18 protein-coding genes and 3 pseudogenes are annotated in these 19,583 nt (G+C 32.7%); 7 read left to right on the top strand and 14 right to left on the bottom strand.

The annotated features are described in order from the left end of the window. Positions 1 to 4 precede the first annotated feature (4 nt). The 5 genes and pseudogenes from J3D55_RS07355 (at position 5) to polA (ending at position 4,883) form a co-directional block, all read left to right on the top strand. Positions 5 to 178: an immunity 22 family protein gene (locus J3D55_RS07355; protein ID WP_259129843.1), complete on the top strand. Its 174-nt coding sequence runs from the start codon at positions 5 to 7 to the stop codon at positions 176 to 178. Then, complete coding sequence (locus J3D55_RS07360) at positions 138 to 761, top strand: immunity 22 family protein (protein ID WP_259129846.1); 624 nt, start codon at positions 138 to 140, stop codon at positions 759 to 761. Before J3D55_RS07355 ends, J3D55_RS07360 begins: the two co-directional genes overlap by 41 nt. An 11-nt stretch (positions 762 to 772) precedes the next feature. Then, positions 773 to 1,294, top strand: coding sequence for a hypothetical protein (locus J3D55_RS07365; RefSeq protein WP_259129849.1), 522 nt, complete (start codon positions 773 to 775; stop codon positions 1,292 to 1,294). Positions 1,295 to 1,417: 123 nt separating this feature from the next. Next, positions 1,418 to 1,768: an immunity 51 family protein gene (locus tag J3D55_RS07370; protein ID WP_259129850.1), complete on the top strand. Its 351-nt coding sequence runs from the start codon at positions 1,418 to 1,420 to the stop codon at positions 1,766 to 1,768. A 270-nt stretch (positions 1,769 to 2,038) separates the two neighbouring features. Then, a pseudogene (gene polA / locus J3D55_RS07375) lies at positions 2,039 to 4,883 on the top strand (DNA polymerase I). A gap of 115 nt (positions 4,884 to 4,998) precedes the next feature. Here the strand turns inward: polA and J3D55_RS07380 are convergent. Beyond that, positions 4,999 to 5,412, bottom strand: coding sequence for a hypothetical protein (locus tag J3D55_RS07380; protein ID WP_259129853.1), 414 nt, complete (start codon positions 5,410 to 5,412; stop codon positions 4,999 to 5,001). Positions 5,413 to 5,480: 68 nt separating this feature from the next. Further along, a complete protein-coding gene (locus J3D55_RS07385) occupies positions 5,481 to 5,738 on the bottom strand; it encodes a hypothetical protein (RefSeq protein WP_259129856.1) in 258 nt (85 codons plus the stop codon). A gap of 208 nt (positions 5,739 to 5,946) precedes the next feature. Here J3D55_RS07385 and J3D55_RS07390 point away from each other — a divergent pair, with 208 nt between their 5' ends. Then, positions 5,947 to 6,480, top strand: coding sequence for a hypothetical protein (locus tag J3D55_RS07390; protein WP_259129884.1), 534 nt, complete (start codon positions 5,947 to 5,949; stop codon positions 6,478 to 6,480). 162 nt (positions 6,481 to 6,642) lie between these two features. On the opposite strand, the gene J3D55_RS07395 is transcribed toward J3D55_RS07390, so the two are convergent. The 5 genes and pseudogenes from J3D55_RS07395 to J3D55_RS07415 all read right to left on the bottom strand — a co-directional run bounded on the left by J3D55_RS07395 (position 6,643) and on the right by J3D55_RS07415 (position 10,990). After that, on the bottom strand, positions 6,643 to 7,380 hold the full coding sequence (locus tag J3D55_RS07395) for a protein phosphatase 2C domain-containing protein (RefSeq protein WP_259129900.1): 738 nt from the start codon (positions 7,378 to 7,380) through the stop codon (positions 6,643 to 6,645). Positions 7,381 to 7,420: 40 nt separating this feature from the next. Beyond that, positions 7,421 to 7,807 (bottom strand): immunity 22 family protein, encoded by a 387-nt coding sequence (locus tag J3D55_RS07400; protein WP_259129924.1) that lies wholly within the window; start codon positions 7,805 to 7,807, stop codon positions 7,421 to 7,423. A 93-nt stretch (positions 7,808 to 7,900) separates the two neighbouring features. Further along, positions 7,901 to 8,626, bottom strand: a complete 726-nt coding sequence (locus J3D55_RS07405; RefSeq protein ID WP_259129927.1) for a DUF6000 family protein — start codon at positions 8,624 to 8,626, stop codon at positions 7,901 to 7,903. Positions 8,627 to 9,084: 458 nt separating this feature from the next. After that, positions 9,085 to 9,642, bottom strand: coding sequence for a YdeI/OmpD-associated family protein (locus J3D55_RS07410; RefSeq protein ID WP_259129929.1), 558 nt, complete (start codon positions 9,640 to 9,642; stop codon positions 9,085 to 9,087). 54 nt (positions 9,643 to 9,696) lie between these two features. Beyond that, positions 9,697 to 10,990 (bottom strand): annotated as a pseudogene (locus J3D55_RS07415) (DUF389 domain-containing protein). A 415-nt stretch (positions 10,991 to 11,405) separates the two neighbouring features. On the opposite strand from J3D55_RS07415, the gene J3D55_RS07420 reads away from it, so the two are divergent. Then, positions 11,406 to 12,440, top strand: coding sequence for an IS110 family RNA-guided transposase (locus J3D55_RS07420; RefSeq protein ID WP_259127999.1), 1,035 nt, complete (start codon positions 11,406 to 11,408; stop codon positions 12,438 to 12,440). A gap of 163 nt (positions 12,441 to 12,603) precedes the next feature. Here the strand turns inward: J3D55_RS07420 and J3D55_RS07425 are convergent, their stop codons facing one another. The 7 genes and pseudogenes from J3D55_RS07425 to J3D55_RS07455 form a co-directional block, all read right to left on the bottom strand. Next, the gene (locus tag J3D55_RS07425; RefSeq protein ID WP_259129932.1) at positions 12,604 to 13,137 is read right to left on the bottom strand and encodes an HD domain-containing protein; all 534 of its coding nucleotides are present in this window, start codon (positions 13,135 to 13,137) and stop codon (positions 12,604 to 12,606) included. A gap of 128 nt (positions 13,138 to 13,265) precedes the next feature. After that, positions 13,266 to 14,414, bottom strand: a complete 1,149-nt coding sequence (locus tag J3D55_RS07430) for an FAD-dependent oxidoreductase (protein ID WP_259129934.1) — start codon at positions 14,412 to 14,414, stop codon at positions 13,266 to 13,268. A 24-nt stretch (positions 14,415 to 14,438) separates the two neighbouring features. Next, positions 14,439 to 15,188: a helix-turn-helix domain-containing protein gene (locus tag J3D55_RS07435; RefSeq protein WP_259129945.1), complete on the bottom strand. Its 750-nt coding sequence runs from the start codon at positions 15,186 to 15,188 to the stop codon at positions 14,439 to 14,441. Positions 15,189 to 15,234: 46 nt separating this feature from the next. Continuing rightward, entirely contained in the window at positions 15,235 to 15,717 is a 483-nt protein-coding gene (locus tag J3D55_RS07440) for a hypothetical protein (protein WP_259129946.1), read from the bottom strand. Positions 15,718 to 15,719: 2 nt separating this feature from the next. Then, positions 15,720 to 16,565 (bottom strand): hypothetical protein, encoded by an 846-nt coding sequence (locus tag J3D55_RS07445; protein ID WP_259129948.1) that lies wholly within the window; start codon positions 16,563 to 16,565, stop codon positions 15,720 to 15,722. 30 nt (positions 16,566 to 16,595) lie between these two features. Next, positions 16,596 to 18,311 carry a HAMP domain-containing sensor histidine kinase gene (locus tag J3D55_RS07450; protein WP_259129968.1) on the bottom strand — a complete coding sequence of 572 codons (1,716 nt, stop codon included), beginning with the start codon at positions 18,309 to 18,311 and terminating at the stop codon, positions 16,596 to 16,598. A gap of 4 nt (positions 18,312 to 18,315) precedes the next feature. Next, a pseudogene (locus J3D55_RS07455) lies at positions 18,316 to 19,438 on the bottom strand (sensor protein KdpD). Positions 19,439 to 19,583: the final 145 nt, after the last annotated feature.

Below are 19,583 nucleotides of genomic sequence, written 5' to 3' on the forward strand. Positions count from 1 at the left end.
TACTATGAGTAAATTGCATATATGGCTGGGAAATTTCGGATCAGAAAAGGAATTTGAAAAATATCTGAATCAGAAAAAATATTTGGAAGCATGGGCTGTTTATGACAATGAACCTCCCACGGGAAATGAAGAAGAGGATGCAGAAACCCAGTCCGGAATTACGTTGCGATTTCTGTAAGGAGGTTGATTTAGATACTTATGATGAAGATTTTATGATCATGAAGTATTACAAAAAATCTGTTGACATCAAAACTGTTGCTCACGATATTCTTGTGGATGAAAAAGAATTGGAAGCCTTATGTAAAAAACATAAAATCAGTGATTTTAATTCAGCGATTGCTTATGAAGATAATAATTTAAGTGAAAAAAAAGCTTCCGGTTCTACAACTGTGAAATATATTGGTCAGTTACAACAAGCTTCTGATGAAAATTTATCTGATGATTCCACCGTTCATCATTTATGGGTAGGCGAAAATAAATTGGATAAAAAAAATATTCTCAAACAGGCGGGAATTGATAAAGACAAAGTCATGAAGCTTAATTATTATCATACAGCCAAAAGCGGAAAACTTGATGAAATATTGATTCTTCAGGTTGAAGATTATAATGTTGCCGAAAAGATGATTCTGAAAGTTGATACAATGAAAATCACTACAGCTAATTCAATGCTTGATCTTGTTGTAAAGGGAAATATTAAAATAGAAGGAGATAAGATAGGAAACAATTTAAATATGAATTATATAGGGAAATTCGAGTTTTAATAATTAATGATATGTCACAATTAAATTTAGTAATGTCATTAAAGGATTTTTATCCGTACATACAAGAAATTATAGAAAAAAACAATGCTGTTTTTTATATTGAATACAAAAAAAGTGAAGAGGAAATTTTTATTGAAAAGGTAAATGACGATGATTTCGTTGATAAAATTGATGATAATAGAGGGAAATTCTTAAAATTTTTTATTCTCTCTGAAGATACAGAAGTTACAAAAAGTAAGATTTATAAAGATGATATTGCTCCAATTGTTATTGTGGGAGAAGGAGGGCGTGTGAAAAAAGACAGTATTGAGCGTATCAATTTGAGAGTTCTTTCAAAAACACCTGAAAAAAACACAACCAAAATTTTCAATGCGATAAAAAATAAACTGAAAAAAGACGACGAAATCGGAATGGGTGTAGAAGGAGGTTCAAAACTTCATGACGATTACTTTTATCAGAAAGAATATGTTGGAAAAAAAGTATTTAAAACAGATTTTCATAACGATAAAGCTCCTATTATTGAAGTGAAATAAAAACTTGATTAAAAAATTCCGGACATAATTTTACTTAGAAAAAAGTTAATAAATGTTATAAAAAATCTAGGAAAACAGAAATTTATTACCTTTAATAATCAATTAAAATTAATAAAAAACAGTATGGAAGCCTACAATTTTGAAACAGCGATAAAGCCCTTTTTTTGGGTGGCCTCGGAAAAAACGTATTCAGTATGTTTAAATGCGGGAACTTACAAACCAGATATTTTCGAGTGGCGAAAAGACGAAGGTTTTGAAGGCAACGGGTACGACTGGACATCTCTGGCAAAAGTTTTTGTGAACGAAAAAAAGCCCCATTTGTCAAACGACGTCAAGTTCGATCCGGAAGCCGACATGTTTTGCGCATACTCCACGAATCCGGAGAGTTTAAAAGAGTTCGTTTCTGACTTTAAAAAAGCCTGTGAAGATGAAATGTTGATTCAGGATCTATTCTCAAAAGCCGAATTAGATTAAAAATATTCTATACCATCCAAGACCTCAAAACGAGGTCTTTTTCTTTTTTCATTGCGAGAAGTGAAGAGTCAATCGCTTCTTCAAAATATTAAATTAGCAGAATTTTCCAGTCTTGAATTTTTGTTTCTTTTGTTTTAAGACAAAAGAAAAATAGTAACTCAGGACCATAGATTCTTCCAGAATGACAAAGATTGTGAACAACTTATAAACTTGTTTTAAATTGCCATGTTTTAAAATAAAAGAAAACACTTTTTCTTATATTTGTTCCTTATGGAAAATATAGACGCAACTCAAGATAAAAGGCTATTTCTCATCGATGCTTATGCGATGATTTTCAGGGGATATTACGCATTAATCAGAAGTCCGAGGATTACCAGCAAAGGATTAGACACTTCCGCTATTTTTGGTTTTACGAATTCTTTAATCGAATTGATCAGAAGAGAAAGACCAACTCATTTGGCGGTGGTTTTTGATGTCGGACAGGCAAGTGTAAGAACGAACGACTTTGCAGAGTACAAAGCAAATAGAAGCGAAACCCCGGAAGCCATAAAAATTGCAGTTCCATATATTCACAGGATTTTGGAGGCGATGCATATTCCGTATCTTGGTGTGGAAGGATATGAAGCAGATGACGTGATCGGAACTATTGCCTGTAAAGCTGAAAAAGAAGGATATACCACTTTTATGGTAACTCCCGATAAAGACTTTGCACAGCTTGTTACGGATAAAATTAAAATGTATAAACCGGGTTTAAAGGGTGGAGATATTGAAATTCTTGGCGTAGAAGAAGTCAAAGCTAAATATGAAATTGAAGATCCAAAACAAGTGATCGATTTTCTCGCAATGATGGGAGATGCGGTGGATAATATTCCGGGATTAGATGGAGTTGGAGAAAAAACAGCCATGAAATTCCTTAAAGAATTCGGAAATATTGAAAATCTTTTAGCAAATACTCATCAGTTAAAAGGAAAAATAAAAGAAAAGATTGAAGCCTCTGCAGAACGCGGAATTTTATCTAAAAAATTAGCAACGATTATTTGCGATGCTCCCATCGAATTCCATCAGGAACAATATGACCTTGAAACACCGGATTTTGAGCAGGCAAAAAAGGTTTTTGATGAAATAGAATTCACAAGATTATACGAAAATCTTTACAGGGCATTTGCTCCGGCTGCGGGAACTAAAGTTGTTGCAGAAGTTGAAGTCACGGTAACTGAGACTTCCCAGCAAAAAGTTGTACAGGCAGTTGGTCAGTTGGATCTTTTTGCAACTTATGAAGAAACTGGATCAGGCGACTTCCACAAAATCAAGCATCGAACAAAATGATCATTTGTATCAATTTGTAAATAATCCGAGAGCTCAGAAAATATTAGTTCAAAATTTATTAAAGCAAAAAGTAGTTTGTTTTGATACAGAAACCACTTCTTTAAACGAATTGGAAGCCGAATTGGTTGGAATGAGTTTCTCCTATAAAAAAGGGTTGGCTTACTATATTCCTTTGTCGGAAGATAAAGGTGAAGTATTGCAGACGTTGGAAATTTTCAGACCGTTTTTCGAAAAAGAAGATTTGCTGAAAGTAGCTCACAATTTAAAATTCGATTATAAAATCCTTAAACAATACGGTATTGTTGTAAAAGGAGCAATGTTCGACACGATGATCGCACATTACCTTTTAAATCCCGACGGAAGACACGGAATGGATTATCTTTCAGAGGTTTATTTAAATTATAAACCGGTTTCCATCGAAACGATTATCGGTAAAAAAGGGAAAAATCAAGGAACTTTCAGAGATGCAGACCTAAGAACCCAAACCGATTATGCAGCAGAAGATGCGGATGTAACTTTCCAGTTGTATGAGTTGTTTGCGCCTCAATTAAAAAAGGAAAATTTAGAAGATCTGTTTTTCAATATCGAAATGCCTTTAATGGAAGTGTTGGCAAAAATGGAACTTTCCGGAATTTCTTTGGACGAAAAATGGCTGGCTCAGGAAAGTATCGATCTTGAAAATGATTTAAGAGCACTTGAATCCACGATTTTTGAGATTTCAGGGGAAGAATTCAACATGAATTCACCTAAACAATTGGGCGAGATTTTATTTGAAAAAATGCAGCTCGATCCGAAAGCAAAAAAGACAAAAACAGGTCAGTACGCGACTTCAGAAGATGTGCTACAAAAATTATCTTCAAAACACGAAATCATCAAGCATATTCTGGAATACAGAACTTACCAGAAGCTGAAATCGACCTACGTTGATGCATTGCCGTCACAGATTGAAAAAACAGATAACCGTGTTCATACCAATTTCTCCCAAACAACGGCTGCAACAGGTCGTTTGGCGAGTGTAAATCCGAATTTGCAGAATATTCCGATCCGAACATTGAGAGGTCAGCAAATTCGTGGAGCGTTTGTTTCTGCGGAAGGAAAGAAGATTATTTCTGCCGATTATTCACAGATCGAACTTCGTTTAATTGCCGAAATTTCGGGGGAAGATAATATGATTAAAGCGTTCCAGGATGGTGAAGATATTCACGCTTCGACGGCTGCAAAATTATTTAAAATTCCTTTAGAAGAGGTTTCAAAAACGCAGAGAAGTCAGGCAAAAACAGTGAATTTCGGGATCATTTACGGACAAGGTGCTTTTGCTTTGGCAGAACAAACCGGATTGTCAAGATCGGAAGCCAAACAAATGATCGAAGCGTATTTTGATACCTATCCGAAATTAAAGGAATATATGGCGGAACAGGTAAGAAAAGCACGTGAAATAGGCTATGTAGAAACTATTTTGGGAAGAAAGCGTCATTTAAAAGATATTAATTCCGGAAACTTTGTGGTGAGAGGTCACGCCGAAAGAAATGCTGTGAATGCGCCTGTTCAGGGAAGTGCAGCAGATGTTGTAAAAATGGCGATGATTAAAATTCAAAAACAACTTGAAAAAGAAAAGCTGCAAACAAGAATGCTGCTTCAGGTTCATGACGAATTGGTATTCGAATCTCCGATCGATGAGGTAGAATTAGCCACCAATATTATTAAAATGGAAATGGAAAGCGCGATTGAAACGCAGGTTCCGCTATTAGTGGAAGTTGGAGTAGGAGATAACTGGCTGGAAGCACATTGATTTTAAAATAATATAGATGCTTCGACTTCGCTCAGCATGACATCGCTACAAAATAACCGTAAAAAGCAGTTAGTATTAGAGTTGTCATGCTGAGGTTTCTCGAAGCATTTTTTGATTATCTCCTTCTCGAAGATTTACTTCTTGTATGCGAGCTTACATAAGTTCCATTTTTTCGAGTATACCCTTTAACGTGAACTGTACCACCAGAAGAAGATGATCTACTTGATCTGTAAGAAGATGTTCCTGAATAGGTGCGAACAGGAGTATAATTACTATCGGTTTTATAAACAGGATTATACGCCCAACCCGAATAGTTTCCCCACTTTATTTTTTTGTAATTCTTTTTATTAGATTCAGAAGAAACAAATACTTGAGTGTTTTTAGGAATTGTTGTAACTAAGTTAGATGAATCACTTGAAGCATAAATTTTTGCGTCTTCGGTTAATAATACTGTATAACCATTTGAAGAGCAAGAGACTATAATAATACAGATGATTAATAAATAGATTAGTTTTTTAATTGTATTCATAGTTATTAGTTATTTTGTTGTTTCAAATTTACACTGAATAACTAAAATAAGCTTACGGTTTTCCGTAATTAATAATCCAATTTACCATCAATTTTTTTATACGCATTTTGAATAACCTCTTCAGGAGATACGTTTTCAAATAAAAAACGCTCTTTTTTCAGATGCAACGTTTTGGTTTCTGATGGCATTTCTTCTTTCATCGTATTAATGATTTCCTGCTTGAAAATTCCTTTCATTACTTCATAATAAAGAGCTTGATGGCTTCCCGCTCCCGTATTATAGGTTTTTACAAAAAAAGGATAATTGTTTTCAAGTAATCCTTTCAAGTGTCTTTTGGTCTATTGGAATTTGCTATAAACATATAGTAACTTTATAATGTGCTAATTGAAATGATCGGCATAAATATTTTTAGACCTAGGTTATTTAAAGAAGACTTTTTAGAAATAAATATTTAGATATTACGTAAATTTAATATTAATCACAATTTTGAGATTTATTTTTTTGTTTTATATTTGTAATCATAATTATAAATAAATGAAAAAAATTCTTTTAATTATTCCTTTAATCATCACTATATCTTGTTCACAAGATGATGAATTAATTGAAAAGCCAAAGGTTGAAGTAAGTAAAATTGCTTCGGATAATAGTTTAGTGCAGAAAGCCCCATTTTATCCTTCAAATAATGGCGATTTTGTAAAAACATATTACAATCCACCTGGTAGTTCTATTAACTTAACAATGTATTATGTTAAATTTCAAGGGGTTTGGAGACATATCGATTCGCAAGTGACATGGGATGGATTGTTTGCTGATCATACATTCAGATATGAATTTCCATCAATTGAGACTATGGTTGATGTTACTCAAACATCTGTGGGGGGACCAATCTATGCGGATAATGGTTTATTGCAAAATCCTACTACAGGTGAAATATTTTTTAGGGAAGGAAATACTTTAAGATGGATTCCGTCAATGGCTATTTTTAATCAATATAAATTCAATCCAGCAGCAGTAATTCAAACAACAAATACAGGAGCGAATTATATTCACTATCCTGATTTATGGTAAAAATGAGGTTTTCAATTTAGATTGATACTTCAAAAAATATATGCGAATTTAAAATTAATATTATAAATGAGTCCGACATTATATCGGACTTTTTATTTTGTTGCTAATTTTAGAAAGATGTTCTAAATATTAATAATTTTTATTTTGAAATTAATATTTTGATTAAATTTTTATGATTCTGATCATCGCCAAATCATCCGTTGGTTTTATGCCGTAATGATGTTGCAGTTTCTTCAGTTTTATCAAAAGCATTTCTTCGGAATCAGAGTTTGATTGATTGGTCAAAAGATAACTAATAGGATCTATTATTTCATCATGAACTGTTTTTTTAATAGGCATAAATGTAGAAATCCCGTCTGTAGCAATAGAAATATCTTCAAGATTATTGAAAAATATTTTCTGAGTCTGATTTCCGTACCAGTTTTCGAAATTTTCTTTCAAATGATAAGCAAGATAATCCGGTTTGTTATCTCTTTCGAATTCCGTGATTTCACCATTAATACAGACCAAACCATCTCCGATACTTAAAATAATTCCTTCATTTTCTTTTTCGTTGTAAAGAAGGATGATTAATGTCGTTAATAATTCCTTTTCATCAAGCATCAACTGATTTTTGATCGAAATTATTTCCTTGAAAAGATCCTTTACAATTGATTTTAAATCTTCTTCAATATTGTTAATCCGTTTTGTTTCGTATAATTCTTTATAACCTTTTTCAATACAAATTTTTCGTAAAATCTTGCCAATTAATGTTGATGCAAACTGGCTTTCCATCGCGGTTGAACAACCATCCATTACGGCACACAATATTTTATCGCTGTCAATTTTCTTGGTAACCAGAAAATCTTCGCAATGATTCAGATGATAATCGCCAATTTGTAATGCGGTATGAATATTCATTAATTATTTTAACAGGGAATAGAAATTTTAAACACTAAATTCAATCCCGCCAATATAAACCAAAGAAAATAAGTCGTCCTCCACAGAAACAGGGTTGGGAAACTTGACCTTTGTTTAGGAAAATAATAGAATTGATATCGAATTTTAAATCAATTTCATTCAATCTGTTCACTAAAATCGGAAGCCATTGTTCGGCAAAAGAATATTCTGAAAATTTTTCGTAAATGGTTCTGTTACCATCTTCAAAGCCATATTCTACAAAATCATGATCCAGCCAGATCGTGTCCTGAGATTCTGCAAATTTTGAAATATAGGTTTCGTCAGATTCTTCTTCCAGATAAAAATCTTCATCTTCCTCCACAAATCCATAAAAAACCTCTTCACTGTTGAAATTTCCTACCCAAAAATCTAATGTTTCTGTATTCATAATTGATTGATTGCTGTTATCTTTTTTTTCCAGTCCCAAATTTAGGATAATATTGATAAATTTTTATTCCTGAATCGCTCGATTATGAAAATATTAGGCAAAATAATTTTTCAGCTCATGTAGGAGTTGAATTTGTTCAGAAATATTTTTGATATTTAATTCAGGATTAATAATGACTTGATTTAAACTACTTAAATATTTTTGAGCATTATCTTTACCTTCTTGTTCTTCAATTATTTGAGCAATTTGGATATTTCTTATTTTAGAAATTTCGCCCCGACTTTCCAACATTTTATTCCATTGATTAAGATGTTTTGAAAGATTATTAGTGTTATTTACGGTATCGAGATAGGCAATAGCTTCTAAAACACTTTCCTGATCAAAATAAAGTTCAGGTTTTTGTAAATAATATTCTAAATATTGATTCAAATATTCAATTGTTTTTGGCTTATTGTAAAATGCAAATATCAAAGCATAAAGATCTCCAGCATAACATACCTCACTTTTAAGTAAATGAATACCAATGATATCTATTTGATTTTCATAGTTTTTTAATGCTGAAAGATAAGCTCCTACAGTTCTTGTTCTCCAGTTGAAATCGCCCAAAAGTGCTAATGTAACTTCTTCTGTTATTTCATCTTTAATTTGTTTAAGATAATCAATCCATGAATTATCACCTATATGTCTGATTTTCATGTATAAAGGAAGTGCCCATTTATCAATAAATTCTTGACTTAACTGAAAATCATTTCGGTACGTTTCCAAATGATTAAAAACAGAAGCATGTCTTACTGTTGCTCCTGCGGAATGTAAGTTCATTTGATTTTTTAGATCATCATTCATATATTATATTTATTTATGAGAACTTAAAATTATTAAAAATAATCTAAGGTTAAAGTCATTATAAAAAACATACAGATTAAATAATAGATTATAGTAGAAAAAATATCAACACTGAAAATATAACATTGTAAGAAAAATAACCTCGAATAATGAGAATGTTTTCCAAGAATGAGTTTATACCCAAAAGCATTAAAAAATAACCCGGAATTAGAATGTTGATGAAAAGGATAAACAAAAGAGATTTTGAAGCGTCATCAACGAATGCTACTGGATTTTTTACAATTAGAAATATGCTCCATAATATGGTGATTCCGAGAATAACCGCAAAAAATAATTTTAATTTTTGTTTTTTATTTTCTTCTCTAAAAAATAGAAAAAAATACAAATTTGACGTAAGAAAAATGATTGAGATGATAAGAAAAAATTCAAGCATATTACAGAACTCTTTTACCAGATTCACTTTCCCCAATCGTCTTTTCCAATCTCGACAACCTCGTCTTCTCCTGTTTCGCAGTCATAATCCAGTGAAGCATGACTTTTTTGTAGGATGGAGCTTGATTACTGAAGAATTCCCAAGCTTTTTTGTTGGCTTTAAACTGTTTTTCAAATTCAGGATCGAGAACTGAAGGTTTTTTTTCGTGAGAATAAATGGCAGATTTTTCTTCTTTTCTTAATTCAAAAGCTTTTTTACCTTCCAAAGTCATCAATCCGGCTTTGGTTAATTCCTCAATCTTTTTAATGTTAATGGCGCTCCAAATACTTGTCGGTTTTCTTGGAGTAAAACGAATGCTGTAGCTTTCTTCGTCAATGGATTTCCTGACCCCGTCAATCCAGCCAAAACACAATGCCTGATCTACAGATTGCGACCATGACATTGAAGGTTTTTTTGTCCCGACTTTCCAGAATCCGACCAATAATTCAGTTTCTTTTTGATGGTTTTTCTCCAGCCACTCGCGGAATTTTTCCTGTGTTTCGAAAAAAGTTGCTGACATTTTTTTATCTTTTTGAATGTATAATAAACCTTTTTTAAACGAATAAAAATACCTCTATTTTTGGGTATTCATTAAAATAATTTTATCGGTTTTGAGTTTATTGGCGAGCCATAGCTTTAGTTTTTCTTCGTCAAGCGGATTTTCAGACTGATAGATAATGGCTGTTTCAACTCCTGTAGAATCAGGTTTATAGAAGGTTTGCAGTTTTCCTAATGAGATTTCTTTTATTTCCGGAAATAGTATTTTAATTTCTTTTACCAACTCCGGATTTTCCGTTTTATAAATGTTTAATTCTCCTTTTAAAAGATTGATTTGGAGGTCCTTTTCACTTACACTGCTTTTCTGTAGATTGATCTCGTTCAGGATTTCAGATTTCAGATCAGAAGTATTTTGTTTAATCACCAAATTGGTATTACTGATTCCGAAATCTTTCAAATCATTATTCAGCTTCTTGATTTCAAGACTGTCTAAATTTTTGGATAAAAAGGCAAGCTCAATAGATTTGGGATTAGAATTATAATTTATTTTTTTATAAATAACTGTATATCCGTTGTTTATAAATTCGGTATTAATGTAATTTTCTACATTTTGAGTATATCTTTTTTCATTAAGCAAATTATAGGCAAGATAACAGCTCGGTACAATCATTACGACAATCAGAATCGAAATTCCGTAACGGATTCTTTTTTCCAGCGTTTTATCTGCCCATTGTACAGGTCTGTATTTTAGGAATTTAATGATAAGAAAAGTGGAAATACAAATGAAAAAACAATTGATGGTGTACAAATAAAAAGCGCCCAGAAAGAAAGAAAAATTTCCTGTGGCAATTCCGAAACCGGCTGTACAAAGAGGTGGCATTAAAGCTGTTGCAATGGCAACTCCGGGAATAGGATTTCCTTTTGCAACCCTTGTAATAGAAATCGCCCCAACAATTCCTCCAAAAAACGCGATAAGAACGTCATAAATATTGGGTGCGGTTTCTTGCCAGTAATTCTGATTGTACTTCCTTAAACGGACTTAAATAAAAGTATAAAACAGAGACCGTTAAACTAACAGCTGTTGCTATAAGAAGGTTCTTAATGGATTTTTTTAATAAGCTGAAATTATACGTTGCTAAAGCAAAACCTGCGCCTACAATCGGCCCCATTAAAGGAGAAATAAGCATGGCTCCAATAATTACAGCAGTAGAATTTACATTCAAACCCACGGAAGCGATGAGAATGGCACAAGCCAGAATCCAGAGGTTTGCTCCTCTGAAAGAAACGTTTTGCGTTACGTTTTCTACAACCAATTTAGGATCTTCTTCACCGGTGTGCAGATTTAAAAAATCAGAAATAGTTTTTTTCATGTGTTTTCAATATATTGTGTTAAGTGAATGTAAAATATTTTCCTGTAAGTGATTATCAGTAAACTTGTTTGGTTTTTTTATTTTAACGATAAAAGATACAAAATATGAACGCATTAGTTCTTAAAAATCTTTGATTTTTATTCTTTTATAAATTTTTCATCATAGACGAATTTTAAATAACTTTTGTATCTCGTATGTTTGTATTTATAAATATAAGTTACTTTAAATAATAAAACTAAGAGGCAGCAGAAATATTTTGTGAGAGGTAATTTTTATTAATATACCGGAAAAAGAAAGATTCTCTGTCTCTAAGTTTCTTTAAAATCTGAACAGTACTTAGGAAGTTTTTACATTCCGTATAAATGCGAGAAAAGATTACAAGAAACTGCAGTTTTTTCACTTAAAATTAAACATCATGGAAAAGCAATGTATCGGTATTGATATTTCAAAAGATTATCTAGACTGTTGTTTTGGAACTTCAGACAGCTTTCAAAATCAAAAATTTGGGAAGAGTAAAAGATTTAAAAATGACTATTGTGGATATAAAGAATTATTGCAGTGGTCGGATGAACAGAATGCCTCAAGAGAAGTATTTTATGTAATGGAAGCCACGGGCGTTTATTATGAGCATTTGGCTTATTTTTTAAATGAGCATCATTGTAAATTATCTGTGCTATTACCCAATATGGTGAAGCATTATTCCCGCAGTCTTAATGTGAAAACCAAGACAGATCAAAAGGATTCAGAGGTTTTATGCAGGTTAGGATTGGAAAGGAAATTAAGAACCTGGAATATGCCTACTAAAATTATGCGTGATTTAAAATTTTTAAGCCGTGAATACCGTGAAGTAAAAGCTAAAATCAATCAGGCTAAGAATCAGCTTCATGCAAAACATCACAGTCATGACTGCCCTGTCTCCACTCAAAAAAGGTTAAAAACACAGGTTTCCTTATTAGAAGTACAGGTATCGGAGATCGAGTCGGAACTTAGGCTTTTAGTAATGTCTGATACAGAGTTTTCTGATAAAGTTAAAAAAATATGCAGTATTCCGGGAGTAAGTTTTATTACAACAATATGTATTATTGCAGAAACCAATGCCTTTGCGTTAATAACAAATGGAAGACAACTGGCAAGTTATGCAGGTTTAGATATTCAGCACAATCAGTCTGGGAATAAGGAAGGGAAGACAAGAATATCTAAAAAGGGAAACAGTTTTATCCGCCATTCTTTATATATGCCCGCTTTATGTGCAACCAGATTCAATCCGTTAATGAAAGAGTTTTATAACAATCTAAAAGACAGAAAACCTGTGAAAAAAATAGCAGTAATAGCAGTCGCAAGAAAGTTGCTCATTTTAATTTATAAACTTTGGAAAAGCAATATGGAATTTGATCCTAATTATATAGAAAATAAAAAAATAGACAGGGTTGCGCCTGCCTACACAGGATGAATAAATATTCTCCTTAAATAGTTTATACAAATATCTGAAAATATTTGGAAATGAACACAGTATCTTTTGGGATTAAATTTTTCTGGTTTAAACCGGTTTCATGAAATAATTTAACAAAAAAAAACGAAATCTGCAAAAACGATTTGTAATAAGTTGCCGCTTATCAATTATTATATTCCTGAATTTTCTTTTTCAAACGATCTTCCAGATATTCATTTCCGCCACGAAGTTCCTCAAGAATAATGATTGCTTCTTCTTTATATTTTTTGATTTTTTCTGCTGTCCAGAAGTGAGGAGGACGTTGCAGATTAGTAATTCGATCCGCGAGTTTTACTGCCCAAACTTCTTTCGGCTGTTGTTTGATTCTTTGTAGGCTGTCCATCATTTTTTGATCTTTTTCAAGATCAGAATTTTTGGTTAAAGCCAAAACTGCATCGGCAACGGGTTTTCCAAATTCATTTTCAAGTTCCTTGAAAGTTATATCCGTATCTTCCAGCGTATCATGAAGTAAAGCTACCTGAACAGCAAATTTACCATCAAAATTCTCCGACTTTTCGATAGCTATCAGAATTTCCATCGCAACATTGCTGAGATGAACGACATAAGGAAGATTGCTTCCAGGAATGGTCTGGTTTTTATCAGTGTGTTTCTGAGCGGCAAATTTTATCGTTTTTTGATAAATGTCTTGGAGGGTCATATTTCGTGATTGAAAATCGAATTTACATAAAACGAATGAATTTTAATTATTAAATTGATTTCGTTAAAAAGTTTCGGGCGGGAGCAAAGCTCCCGCCCGAAACCTACGTAACCCAAAAATACAAAACATTATTCTCCTTGAAACATCCTCAGTAGAACTTCAATTGCATTTTCAGAATGTAACATTTCGGTATTTTCTAAGGTGATTTTTGTAATTTCAGACGCTCTTTTCAGCATTTTTTGTTCGTAATTTAAAATGGCGGATTTTACATCTTTACATTCACTTCTCGTGAGAGATTCAGCAAGCTCAAAAGCATCCTGCATTGCCATATTGACGCCTTCACCGGCATAAGGCGGCATTCTGTGAGCAGCATCACCGAGTAACGTCAGATTCGATAAAGTTTCCCAATTTTGATCAAGAGGATAATGGTATTGCGGTCTTGGAATAATCGAAATTTCATCACTTTCAAACAGTTCCTGCCAATTTTTATCCCATGAACCAAACTCTTTTTTAAACCAATCGAAAACCTGATTTTTATTTTTAAAATCAATTCCTGAATTTTGCACCCAGTTTTCATCCGTTTTACAGCCGGTGTAGAAAGTCAGTGTTCCGTCTTCTTTTGTACTGAAAAGCAAAGATTTTTCTTCATCCAAAGTGAAAATTTTCCCAACGTTCACCAATTCCCAAAGTTTTGGAGTATTGGATTGCGCATGGTAGATATTACCTTCCACCATTGTTATTCCAGAATAAATGGGTTTAATATCAGTAAGATAAGATCGGATTTTTGAATTGGCTCCGTCTGCAGCAATCACAAGATCTGCATAATAAGAATTTCCGTTTTTGAAATGCAATAACCAGCCTTCATTTTGCTTTTCCATAGAAACAAACTGACTGTCCCAAACCACAGTTTCAGGTTGTAAAGACTCCAATAATATTTTTCGAAGCGGCGTTCTGTCGATTTCAGGGCGGTCTTCAGAATGAGAATCTCCGGAAGAATGTTCATCGAGGTAGATGTTTAAATTTTTATCTAAAACTTTTAATTTTCCTGCATTCGGACGAAAATTGGCTTTAAATTCATCCATCAATCCTGCTCTTCGAAGCGCTTCCAACCCTGATTCTTCATGAAGATCGAGGGTTGCACCTTGTACGCGAACGTCTTTATTTTCGTCTCGTTCGTACACTTTTACCTCTGCGTTTTTTAATTGTAAAAGTCTTGCCAACGTCAATCCGCCGGGACCGCCGCCAACGATGGCTATTTTTTTATTTTGTATCACCATAATTTTAAATTTTATGGTACAAAATTACTTTTCAGGCAGCACGGAAAATTGTATAAATCGGTCGTTTTTGTTTTGATTGAGTTCTTTGGGAAGAAATCCCGAAAGTTTTTTGATTTCTTTGATGAAATGGGATTGATCGGTAAAATTCTGTTCAGGAAATAATTTTCCTTCTTTAATATGCTGAAAAGAAGCTCTGAAACGGAGAATTCCGCAGTAAGATTTTAATGAAATTCCGAATTGCTGATTGAAATAACGATTGATCTGTCTTTCACTCCAAATTACTTTTTCGGAAAGTTCTTTTACCGTTAAACTTCCTTTTGCTGAATAGATTAAATCAAATAGTTTTAGTTTTCTTTCATCAATTTTTAGTGTAAGTTCTTTTTTAATTTTAAGTGAAATTTTTTCGCAGAATTTCTCAAAATCATTTAAATCATCAACATTGAAATTCCAGAAATCAATGGGTAAAACTTTAGCACTATTTAATAATTCGGAAACACTTTGATGGAGAATGTATTCTGTTGCCAACAAGTTAAAACTTACCGAAAAAATCTTGGTCTTTTCTGCAATAACGATTTGTTCAGGGTGAGTGCCGATTCCCAGTAACACGACATCAAACGGCTCTTTTGCAGATTGAGAAAAGATAAGATCAATCCTTCCATCAGGTAAAAGAATGACTTCCTTATTTTCCGAAGGATTATCCAGCATCCAGAAACTTTCAACGTAATCTGAAATGGAGGAATCTGGTTTTTGGGATTGATAGATAAGGTTGGACATTCTTTATTCTAATTTGTAATTTCTACAACGGGAATAAGTTCTCTTTTCATATTAATAAAATCTTCTGCTTTTGCCATCTAATAAATTTTCTAATAACGAAATCTGATCTTGAGTAAGATTTTTCCAGAGTAATCTTTTTTGGTCTGCTAATTAAATCGTCTGGATAATAAATTAGTTCAATACTATTGTTATTAATTTTATATTCTCTGAGAAGCGTTGGTTTTCGTGTATTTTTTCTGTTTTTATTTGAAAACAGAAGATTGATAGTTTTGAATGGAATATAGCTGAAACTTGTTGAAAAAAGAAAAATTGAATTTTCATTAATTAAAAGATTAAACGAGCACCATTCAAACTTTTTTTTAGTTCCCTCATCTGTAAAAATCGTACCGCTAATATTTTTTAATTCTATTGAACTTGCCAGTTTACAACTTGCCAGAATTTTTCTTTTTTCAATAAAAAAATAAATGTTGATAGCGATAACAAATACGATTAATCCCGTAATGAAACAAGGAAATATAATATTAGACATTCTTAAATTTTATTTTCATTTTCTATACTTCTTTTAAGGGATTCAAGTTTCGGATTCGGTGGATTTTTTAATCCGAAACTTGACCAAAAATTATTATAATCTAAAATGATTTCCTGCCAAATTGGGATCACTTTATCTTTATCATATTTAAAATCATCATCGGAGATTTTTTTAGCTTCATTATTAAGATGAGAATAATATTGCTGATCTTCTTCATTGTAAACATTTTTCCAAATATCCAAATAGTACTTTAATTCGTTTATTAAATAAGTTCTTAACGTCCATCCATAAATGATAGTATCTGTTCCCCAAATTGATAATACAGGATTAAATTTTAAAGAAGTATCACTTACTAAAAAACGGTGATTATAAAGAGGAAGTAATGGTGGAGATTGGTGATAAATTTCTGTGAATTTCTCTATTTGTTCATTTTTATCTTTAGGCTTTTCACCCCAGGATTTTAGCCACATTGAACGTTTTTTTATGTCATATAATATACATTCAAAAGGATATTTTAATCTATAAATAATATCTTCATGATCCTTTAGCCAATTATAGAAATAAGGATATTCATGTATCACAATTTGCCCGTCGTCAGTAGTGTCTTCTATTTTTTCTTTTCTGTCGACGGTATGTAAAATTCTTAAAAATTCTTTATGTTCAGGAGTAAACTTTATGGAATATTTTTCTTCAGCTTTAGCTATCTGACTATCGGTCATTCCAATCCATTTAGCACCGTGAAGCCATTTTTCAAAATGAAAAATTTCGGGATCTTGGCTCCATAAAGTTTCGGTTTCATTTTTTATCCAATAAAGAAATTCGATAAAATCTTCAGGTATTGTTTTCATGCACGTTTTAAAACCAAATATATTAAATAACTACGCCCAAGGCAACCTAAAATAAAAAGTACTTCCCTGATTCAAAGAACTTCTCACGCCGATTTCGCCATGCTGTTTTTCGATGAAATTTTTAGAAATTGCTAAGCCTAAACCTGTCCCGTTTTGATGTTCTCCAGGAACTTGGAAATAGCGGTCAAAAACCTGACGATGATATTTTTCATCAATCCCATTTCCGGAATCTGTGACGCTGAACTGTATAAAATCACCGAGTTTATCAACTATCACTTGAATTTTTTCGTCCTGAAAAGAATGCTTAATCGCATTACCCAAGAAGTTATTCATGACCCAGACTGTTTTATCAAAATCTGCGATAATCATATCATTTTCAGAAATATTGAGCTCTGTTGTGATGCTGATGTTTTTTTGTTCGGCAAGAATTTCTACATTTTTTATCGCAGTTTGCACAATTTTTTCGGGGGAACAATTTTCTATAGTTAAACGAATATTTCCGCTTTCAACCTGCGAAAGATTGAGCAGTTCGCTCGTAATATCCAGCAAACGCTGTCCGTCTTCATTGATGCTTTTTAATAATTCTTGTTGTTGATCATTCAATGCTCCGAATTTTTGATTTCCAAGCAATTGAACGCCCATTTTTATGGCAGAAATAGGAGTTTTTAATTCATGAGAAATCGTTGCAATAAAATTAGTTTTAGCAAAGTCAAGTTCTTTGAAAGGCGTAATATTTCTTAATAAAATAACTTTTCCGATGTATTTTTTTTCCTTTTCGCCCGTTTTTACAATATTGATAGGAACGATTTCCTGATCAAAATAATTTTCTTTATTATCGGCTGCAATCTTTAAAGATTCTTTGGAAGGATTATCGATGTTTTTCAGTAATTCTCTTATCAGATCGTTGTTGATAGCGACTTCATGTACCGTTTTTCCGATGATTTCTTCTTTATTGAGATTGGTAATTTTCAAGGCCTCATCATTAATCATATAGATGAAATTATTCTCATCCAGACCGATCACGGCATCGTGCATATTGTTCACCAATGTTTCGATACGCTTTTTATCCATCAACTGTTTCGAGAGATTGCTGCTCTCATATTCCTGCAGTTTTTCCGCCATAATATTGAAGGAATTGGCAAGATCATTAAACTCTTCGCTTCCTTTAAAATGAACTCTTTCGTTATAATTTTTATTCGCAATCTGTCGGATACTGAACGTAAGTTGATTGATGGGTTCTGCAATGGTTTGAGGAAGATTAAACAGCAAAATAAAAGAAATTAAAAAACAAACCGTTCCCAAACTAACGATCCAAAAAGTGGCATTTTCTGCAGTGATAATGGCGATATCGCTTTTTCGTTCGATGCTTTTCATGTTTATCGACATGATTTTAACCAAATCTTCACGAATCAGTTTTTCTTTTTGCGGATTGGGCTGTTTTAAATAGCTTTCGAAATGTAAATTAAGATTTTGAGTGGCTTCTTTTTCACCAAATTCAGTTAAGTTTTTTTCCTGTAAAATATTATTTTTCCTGAAATCTTTAACAGCAATCGCACTGTCGGTATTTATTTTATCTAAAGCGAGCAACATATTTTGAGAAAATTCCAGACTGTTGTAATTGGCGGTAAGGATTTTTTCTGTGTCGGATTTTAATTTGTTGATATACACAGAGCCAATCACCGAAAGTAAAACGATCAGTACGAACAAAAGACCTACTCCCAATGTGAGTTTTGTTTTGATTTTCATTGTTTTAAGATAAAATAATAATGTCTATTTGCCTTTCATTCAATCGGTTCATCAACGTATAAATCCAGCTGTATCCGGAAAGTCTCTGCCAAAGTTTTGCGTGGGGTTTTCCGATGCAGACTGTGGTCATGTTGTTTTCGATCACATACTCCAAAATCCCTTTATGGACGCTGTTTTCCTTTATCCGAATTACTTTGGCTCCCAATTCTTGTGCTAAATTAAAATTATTAATCAAATATCGCTGTTTATCCAATGCTATTTTTTCAGGATTTTCAGACGGTCGCTGAATATACAAAACCGTCCACGGACTGTTGTAATAACTTGCCAGTCGCGCCGTTTTACGGATAATATTCTTGGCAATTTTCTCGTTGCTGCTTATACAGGCAAGGAATTTTATGGGTTTAAAATTTTCAGTTTTAATTTCCGTTTCTACTTTTCTTTCGACATGAGTGGCGACTTCTTTTAACGCTAATTCACGGAGCTGTAAAATATGTCCGCTTTGAAAAAAATTATTTAAAGCCGTCTGAATTTTCTCTTTTTTGTAGATTTTTCCTTCTTTTAAACGGGTCAACAATTCATCTGCCGTTAAATCGATATTCACCAGTTTCATCAGCAAGTCCTAAAATTTTATCGGGAACACGTTCTGCAACTTCAATTCCGGTTATTTTTTTGACTTCTTCATTTAAACTTTCAATATGCTGAATATTCATCGCACTGATGACATTGATTCCGTTGTCTAGGATTTCCAGAACATCCTGCCATCTTTTTTTATTTTTTGAGCCTTCGATGTTTGTATGCGCCAATTCATCCACGAGAACAACTTCGGGATGAATGTTAATAATAGTCTGAAGATCCATTTCCTCCAGATTTTTACCTTTATAAAAAGACGATCTCCTCGGAATATCAGGAATTCCTTCAACCAGAGCTACCGTTTCTTCTCTTCCATGCGTTTCAATGTAGCCGATTTTTACATCAATTCCGTTTCGCAAAAGAGCATGAGCTTCCTGAAGCATTCGGAAGGTTTTTCCGACACCTGCGCTCATTCCGATGTAAATTTTAAATTTCCCTTTTCGGGATTTTTGAATGAGTTCTAAAAAATGTTCTGCTTCTTTTTTGTCGGCTTTCACTGGATTTTGTTTTTAATTAAAGTTAATGCAAAGGCGTAAAGAAAGTATTGAAGAGTATACTATTTTAGCTGTTTTCAATTTTACATTAAGTTTGTCATAGAAATCGGAATGACAACTTTGTGGATATTTTTCTGGATTAAAAAAT

The organism is Chryseobacterium ginsenosidimutans (assembly GCF_024807225.1).
Taxonomy (GTDB): domain Bacteria; phylum Bacteroidota; class Bacteroidia; order Flavobacteriales; family Weeksellaceae; genus Chryseobacterium; species Chryseobacterium ginsenosidimutans.

Bases quoted from the DNA above. Each gene is read 5' to 3' on its own strand.
- J3D55_RS07355 (WP_259129843.1), top strand. From the start codon at position 5: ATGAGTAAATTGCATATATGGCTGGGAAATTTCGGATCAGAAAAGGAA.
- J3D55_RS07360 (WP_259129846.1), top strand. From the start codon at position 138: ATGCAGAAACCCAGTCCGGAATTACGTTGCGATTTCTGTAAGGAGGTT.
- J3D55_RS07365 (WP_259129849.1), top strand. From the start codon at position 773: ATGTCACAATTAAATTTAGTAATGTCATTAAAGGATTTTTATCCGTAC.
- J3D55_RS07370 (WP_259129850.1), top strand. From the start codon at position 1,418: ATGGAAGCCTACAATTTTGAAACAGCGATAAAGCCCTTTTTTTGGGTG.
- J3D55_RS07380 (WP_259129853.1), bottom strand. From the start codon at position 5,412: ATGAATACAATTAAAAAACTAATCTATTTATTAATCATCTGTATTATT.
- J3D55_RS07390 (WP_259129884.1), top strand. From the start codon at position 5,947: ATGAAAAAAATTCTTTTAATTATTCCTTTAATCATCACTATATCTTGT.
- J3D55_RS07395 (WP_259129900.1), bottom strand. From the start codon at position 7,380: ATGAATATTCATACCGCATTACAAATTGGCGATTATCATCTGAATCAT.
- J3D55_RS07400 (WP_259129924.1), bottom strand. From the start codon at position 7,807: ATGAATACAGAAACATTAGATTTTTGGGTAGGAAATTTCAACAGTGAA.
- J3D55_RS07405 (WP_259129927.1), bottom strand. From the start codon at position 8,626: ATGAACTTACATTCCGCAGGAGCAACAGTAAGACATGCTTCTGTTTTT.
- J3D55_RS07410 (WP_259129929.1), bottom strand. From the start codon at position 9,642: ATGTCAGCAACTTTTTTCGAAACACAGGAAAAATTCCGCGAGTGGCTG.
- J3D55_RS07420 (WP_259127999.1), top strand. From the start codon at position 11,406: ATGGAAAAGCAATGTATCGGTATTGATATTTCAAAAGATTATCTAGAC.
- J3D55_RS07425 (WP_259129932.1), bottom strand. From the start codon at position 13,137: ATGACCCTCCAAGACATTTATCAAAAAACGATAAAATTTGCCGCTCAG.
- J3D55_RS07430 (WP_259129934.1), bottom strand. From the start codon at position 14,414: ATGGTGATACAAAATAAAAAAATAGCCATCGTTGGCGGCGGTCCCGGC.
- J3D55_RS07435 (WP_259129945.1), bottom strand. From the start codon at position 15,188: ATGTCCAACCTTATCTATCAATCCCAAAAACCAGATTCCTCCATTTCA.
- J3D55_RS07440 (WP_259129946.1), bottom strand. From the start codon at position 15,717: ATGTCTAATATTATATTTCCTTGTTTCATTACGGGATTAATCGTATTT.
- J3D55_RS07445 (WP_259129948.1), bottom strand. From the start codon at position 16,565: ATGAAAACAATACCTGAAGATTTTATCGAATTTCTTTATTGGATAAAA.
- J3D55_RS07450 (WP_259129968.1), bottom strand. From the start codon at position 18,311: ATGAAAATCAAAACAAAACTCACATTGGGAGTAGGTCTTTTGTTCGTA.